The 5657-nt window shown below is 71.7% G+C and carries 7 protein-coding genes; 6 read left to right on the forward strand and 1 reads right to left on the reverse strand.

Translation table 11 applies throughout. From position 1 onward, the window contains the following. The first annotated feature begins 94 nt into the window (after positions 1-94). From Q4D18_RS10800 to Q4D18_RS10825, 6 genes are all read left to right on the forward strand, one after another. Positions 95-478: a hypothetical protein gene (locus Q4D18_RS10800; protein ID WP_303128268.1), complete on the forward strand. Its 384-nt coding sequence runs from the start codon at positions 95-97 to the stop codon at positions 476-478. A 70-nt stretch (positions 479-548) separates the two neighbouring features. Further along, positions 549-1241, forward strand: a complete 693-nt coding sequence (locus Q4D18_RS10805; RefSeq protein ID WP_303128270.1) for an ATP-binding cassette domain-containing protein — start codon at positions 549-551, stop codon at positions 1239-1241. Between the two features lie 53 nt (positions 1242-1294). Beyond that, complete coding sequence (locus tag Q4D18_RS10810; RefSeq protein WP_303128272.1) at positions 1295-2536, forward strand: hypothetical protein; 1242 nt, start codon at positions 1295-1297, stop codon at positions 2534-2536. Continuing rightward, positions 2533-3183 (forward strand): hypothetical protein, encoded by a 651-nt coding sequence (locus Q4D18_RS10815; protein ID WP_303128274.1) that lies wholly within the window; start codon positions 2533-2535, stop codon positions 3181-3183. Before Q4D18_RS10810 ends, Q4D18_RS10815 begins: the two co-directional genes overlap by 4 nt. Before the next feature lie 71 nt (positions 3184-3254). Continuing rightward, entirely contained in the window at positions 3255-3743 is a 489-nt protein-coding gene (locus Q4D18_RS10820; protein ID WP_303128276.1) for a YajQ family cyclic di-GMP-binding protein, read from the forward strand. Positions 3744-3775: 32 nt separating this feature from the next. Continuing rightward, positions 3776-4282 (forward strand): hypothetical protein, encoded by a 507-nt coding sequence (locus Q4D18_RS10825; RefSeq protein ID WP_303128277.1) that lies wholly within the window; start codon positions 3776-3778, stop codon positions 4280-4282. Positions 4283-4332: 50 nt separating this feature from the next. On the opposite strand, the gene Q4D18_RS10830 is transcribed toward Q4D18_RS10825, so the two are convergent. Next, positions 4333-5628, reverse strand: a complete 1296-nt coding sequence (locus Q4D18_RS10830; RefSeq protein ID WP_303128278.1) for an MFS transporter — start codon at positions 5626-5628, stop codon at positions 4333-4335. Between the last annotated feature and the right edge of the window lie 29 nt (positions 5629-5657).

The raw sequence follows: 5657 nt of genomic DNA on the forward strand, positions 1-5657 counted from the left end.
GCCGACGGGGGGGTGAGATGTCGCCGACGGGGGGGGTAGCCTCCACGCACAGCTAGTTCCTACGCTGAATCCATCACAGACAACGGAGTCGACCATGAAATCAGTTCGTCTTGCGGCAGTTGCCCTGGCCCTCCTCCTTCCGACCGGCGCCGCTGCCGTCAACGTCTCCAGCAACCAGGGCAGTGGCATCCAGTACAAGGTCACGTCCTACGACAAGGGTGGCAAAGTTGACGGGAACCTCAAGAGCACATATGGAAATCCCGTCTACTATCAGGGTCGGCTCAATTGGCACACATGGGCGTGCGGGGTGAGTGAGCCGGTGAACTACACGGGTCACGTGACGAGCAAGAGCGGCGTTGCCGCCGGAGGGACGATCGTCCTCCCGGCCGTCTGCAATGGCATCAACGTCCAGAGCAGGGTTGCCCAGCACAAGGCCTTTGCCCCTGACTACTTCGGCTCCTGGTCCGCCGAGTACTGACACCGCGCCGCACACCGGAGGATCCGTGCTCCATCTCAGCTCCCTCTCCGTCGTACGCTCCGGCCGCCCCGTGCTGCGGGACGTCACGGTGGACTTCACCCCCGGCATCACGGCCGTACTCGGCCAGAACGGCGCGGGCAAAACCACCATGCTCCGGGCGGCCTTGGGGCTCATCGATCTCTCCTCCGGGCGGGTCTGCTTCGAGGGTGAGGACATCCGCACCTCGAAGCAGACCCGGCGTCGACTGCATGCGGCCCTCGGCTGGGTGCCCCAAGAGGCCGGATTCCCCCGTGGCGTCTCGGTGCGCGAGGCCGTTGAGTACGCCGACTGGCTCAAGTCGGGCGCTCCGGGGGGCCGTCGGCAGCGGTGGACGGCCGCACTTGACGCGACTGACCTGGCGGACCTGTCCCAGCGGCAAGCCCACCGCCTCTCCGGAGGCGAGCGGCGCCGCCTCGCACTCGCCTGCGCGATCGTGGCCCAGCCCCGCGTGCTGGTGCTCGACGAGCCCACCGCAGGACTCGACCCGTTGCAACGTCATCACTTCCTGGACGCCGTCACACGCCTGCCCGGCGATCCCTGCGTCATCCTGTCGACGCATCTCGTGGAGGACATCCTCCATGTCGCGCAGCGGCTCATCGCGCTCAACCGTGGGCGGGTCGCGTTCGACGGGGCGATCGGGGCCGTCATCCCGCCGTCCGGGTCGGCGGCAGACGCCGCGCGGGCCATGAACCGACTGCTGACCGAGAAGGGTCCCACCCTGTGAGCCTCCTCGGCCCTCGGGGACGCGCCCTGCCACTGCTCCTCGCCCTCGTCCTCGTGGTGACGGTGGTCTCGGCCATCGGCCTGTACGTCGACCGTCATGCCTCCGCCGGATGGCTCCCCGCTGTTCTCGGCGATGCGATGCTGCGAGCATCCATCCTTGGCACCACGCTCGGGGCGGCCGCCGTCTGCTGGCTCGTCACGCCGTTACGTCACCGATCCACCGACTGGATGAACGCCACCTCCATACAGGATCGGAACGCCCTGACCCGCTTCGTGTTGCCATGGGCCCTCCTTTACTCCGGCGCCGTCCTGGCGTGCACCATCGGGGCAGACCTATTGATCGCGGCGGCCGTCGTCGCTCCCACCTCCACCCCCGCCGCCCACGGTCCGCTGGCCCTCTGGCTTGTGGGGACCTTCGCCTGGCTGGTCGCGGCCTCCTTCCTTGGTGCCGTGGTGGGATGGTGGCTGCCGTACCGGTGGGCGCCGTTGATCGCCGGGGCCGCCGTCTACGCTTCCTACGCTCTGGACGTCATCGGTTCGCCCCTGACCCGCCAGGGCCTCCTCGGCCCGTCCGGCGCCTACGGTTGGCTCGACGTCTTCCCGAGCACGACCGCAGGGGCCCTGCGTGCATGTCTGGCGGCAGCCGTCGCCCTCACCCTCCTGGCGCACCTCTTCGGGCGTCGCGCCCTGGTGGCGCTCGGTGTCGTGGCCGTCGTGGTGCCGATCGCCACCCTCGACTCCTTCGCGGACGACGACCTGCGTGTGGTGCTCCCGCCCACCGCTCACTGCCTCGCGGGCCGAACCGAAGTCTGCGTTCCCCTGCCCTGGGCGGCCGGCCTCCCGGAGTACGCACGCGCCATCGAGACCGGGCTCTCAGACCTGCCGGAGCCCCTGCTCCCGGCCCGCGTGTCCCCCGACACCGATCTCGCGGCCGTCTCCGGCGGTCTCCAGGTCAGCGCGCCCGGCGGCAGGATGATGGTGTCGGCCATCCCAAACCCGCACGCCGTTCACGTCGAGCTTGCCGAGGCGCTCTTCCCGTCGACGTGCCGAGTGGAGAACGATGCGATGCGGACGGTCCCCTACCTGCTCGGCAGCGGCATCGGCATCGCCCCGGCGGATTTGCACTCCCCCTGGTCAGCGTCGGATGCCGCGGCGATGCCCCCGGGGGACCGGCAGTCCCTCGAGCATCGTGCCGCCGAGTTCGCCGCTTGGCCTGCAGAGCAGCGCATGGCCTGGTGGCATGACCACGCGGAGGAGCTGCAGACCTGCTCTCTGACGGAAGCCGCCCTCCCATGAGCCGCCGTCATTCGACCTCCCGCAGCGCGGTTCGAACGTGGCTGCTCTCCCACGGCGTCCGCCCGGCCTTCATCTCCGGACTCGCCGTCGCCGTCGCCCTCGGGGCCGCCGGTACCCATGCGGCCGGACGTCGTGTGGCGCCCCGCGACGTCCTGGTCGGTGAGCTGGGCCAGGATCCTGCGCTGCTGTCCCCGATCCTGCTGGCCGTCGCGTGCGGGCTCGTCTCACTTTCCCTGCGGGACAGCACGGCATGGCTGACCGACGTCGCCGCACGCTCTGCGCGTCGGCTCCGCGCCTTCTGGGCCGCCACTCAGGTCGGGGCTGTGCTGCTGCTTGCCGCTGCCGCGACACCCCTGCTCTCCGCACGGACCGATGCCGTCCACGTGTACTGGAGCTTCCTGCCCCTCTGGCTCGGGTCCACCTTCACCGCCGCGTGGCTCGGCGGGACGACCGCAGGCACGCTCGCTGCCCTGCTGCTCTGCCTGGGGACCTCCCTGCACGTCCTCCCCTGGGAGGCCAACCTCGTGTTCAATCCGGCCCTGCTGCCCTGGCGCCTGGCCGTCGGGGGCGCCCTGCTGCTTGTCGGGGGCGCCGGATATGCGGTGCACGGTGCACGACGCAGTCGGGGCGTGGGCTCGGAGCACTGAACCCTCCGCCCGCGCCCGTGCCGCCGGATAGGCTGGCCGGAGCATTCAAGCCCCGAGACCCAGGAGGACCCATGGCCAGCGATTCCACGTTTGACGTCGTCAGCAAGGTGGACAAGCAGGAGGTGTCCAACGCCCTGAACCAGGCGCAGAAGGAGATCGCCCAGCGCTACGACTTCAAGGGCGTCGGCGCGGAGATCGACTTCTCCGGCGAGAAGTTGCTCATGAAGGCCTCCTCCGAGGAGCGCGTGAAGGCCGTGCTGGACGTGTTCGAGTCCAAGCTGGTCAAGCGCGGGATCTCCCTGAAGTCCCTGGACGTGGGCGAGCCCTACGCCTCCGGCAAGGAGACCCGCCTCGAGGCCTCGATCAAGGAGGGCATCGACCAGCCCACCGCCAAGAAGATCACCAAGCTGATCCGGGACGAGGGGCCCAAGTCCGTCAAGGCCCAGATCCAGGGCGACGAGCTGCGCGTGTCCTCGAAGTCGCGTGACGACCTGCAGGAGACCATCGCCCTGCTGAAGACGTTCGAGGACGCCGACCTGCAGTTCATCAACTTCCGCTGAGCCCGCGCCGGCGACGAGACCGAGGAGTCCGCATGCTCTACCTGATCGACCCGCGCGGCGCCGTGTGGCAGTCCGACACCACGCTCGCCGGGGCCATCGCCCGGCAGCGCGTGGACGGCCGCCCCGTGGACGACCTGCCCCTGACGAGGGCCCGCCTCGACATCGACCCCGCCGACGCCCTGGACCTGGCCCTGCGCCACGGCCTGGCCGCTCCGCGCGGGATCCTGCTGGACGGCAGCTGGGTCAGCCAGGTGCTCAAGCCCGGCACGCTCAAGGCCCAGCGCTCCAACCAGGACGCCACCGCGCAGCAGCTCGAGCCCGTGGAGCGGTTCACGGAGGAGGAGCCGGTCAGGCGTCACCACCGCGACGCGGTCCGCGAGGGCGCCCCGCGCGCCCTGGACAAGCGCATCGAACAGGCCGAGAAGGACGCCCGCGAGGCGCTGCAGGCCGCCCCGCGCCGCGAGCTGCTCGCCCACTGGCGCGGCCTGGGCGGCACCCTGCCCGAGACGATCGTCGCGGACCTCGACGACGCCGAGTGAGCCGCCGCTGACGGCCGCGCCGTCCGCCGGTCCAGGAGCCCCGTCCCCGGTCAGGGGGCGGGGCTCCGCGCGTCGTACCGGAGGAAGTCGGGCTGCCACCGCATCAGCAGGACGACGCCGGCCACGCACAGCACGCCGCCCGCCACGAGGGTGAGCCCCTCCCCCAGGACCAGGGACGCGGAGCCGGTGACCATCTCGCCCACGCGGGGGCCGCCGGCCACGACCACCACGAACACCCCCTGCAGCCGGCCGCGCAGCCGGTCCGGGGTGGCGGACTGCAGGATCGTGCTGCGGAACACCCCGGAGACGGAGTCCGCGGCGCCGCCCACCGCGAGGCACCCGATCCCGGCGGCGAGGGCCACGGTGAGGCGGGGGTCGCCGTCGGGCAGGGTGGACGCCCACCAGACGACCCCGCCGAAGGCCGCCACCGAGGCGCCCCACACCGCGATCGCCACGGCCACGCCCCAGCCGTGCGCGTGCAGCCGCGTGAAGCTGCCGGAGAACAGCCCGGCCAGGAACGCCCCGGCGGCCATCGCCGCCAGCAGCAGCCCGACGGCGGACTCGCCCCCGCCGAGGATCGGCCCGCCCACCGCCGGCAGCAGCGCGCGGGGGAACGCGGTGGCCATGGCGACGATGTCCGCGAGGAACGTCATGCGCAGGTTGGGCCGGGTGGCCAGGAAGCGCAGCCCCTCCACCACGGAGGACAGCCCCACCCGTCCGGCGGGCGCGGGAGTGCCGTCCCCGGACCCCGGGGGCAGGGCCGGCAGCCGCCACAGGGCGTACAGCGCGGCGAGGAACGTGACCACGTCGATCGAGTACGTCCACGCGTACCCCACGGAGGCCACGAGCACCCCGCCCAGCACGGGTCCGACCATCATGGCCACGGAGAACGTGAGCATGTTCAGGGCGTTGGCCGCCGGCAGCAGGGCCGGTTCCACGAGCGCGGGGATGATGGCCCCGCGCGTGGGCTGGTTGATCCCGGACGCCGCCGAGTGCAGCGCCGTCAGGGCGTAGAGCAGGGCCACGGACTCGATCCCCGCCCACGCGTGCGCCGCGATGCCGGCGGCGGTCAGCCACATCACGGTGGAGGAGGCCAGGGCCACCCGGCGGCGGTCGTACCGGTCCGCCACCGCCCCGCCGTAGAGGCCGGCCGCCACGAGCGGCACGAGCGCGGCCAGGCCCAGCAGGCCCACCGCGAAGGACGAGCCGGTCAGGGCGAACACCTCGAGGCTCACGGCCACCAGGGTCAGCTGCGTGCCCACGGAGGCCAGCACGTTGCCCAGCCACAGCCGGCGGAACGCGGGGGACCGTCGCAGCGGGGTGAGGTCGATCAGCAGGCGTGCCACCGGTGCACTCTATGCGGACCGCCCGACGG

The organism is Micrococcus sp., assembly GCF_030523875.1.
In the GTDB taxonomy this organism is placed as follows: domain Bacteria; phylum Actinomycetota; class Actinomycetes; order Actinomycetales; family Micrococcaceae; genus Micrococcus.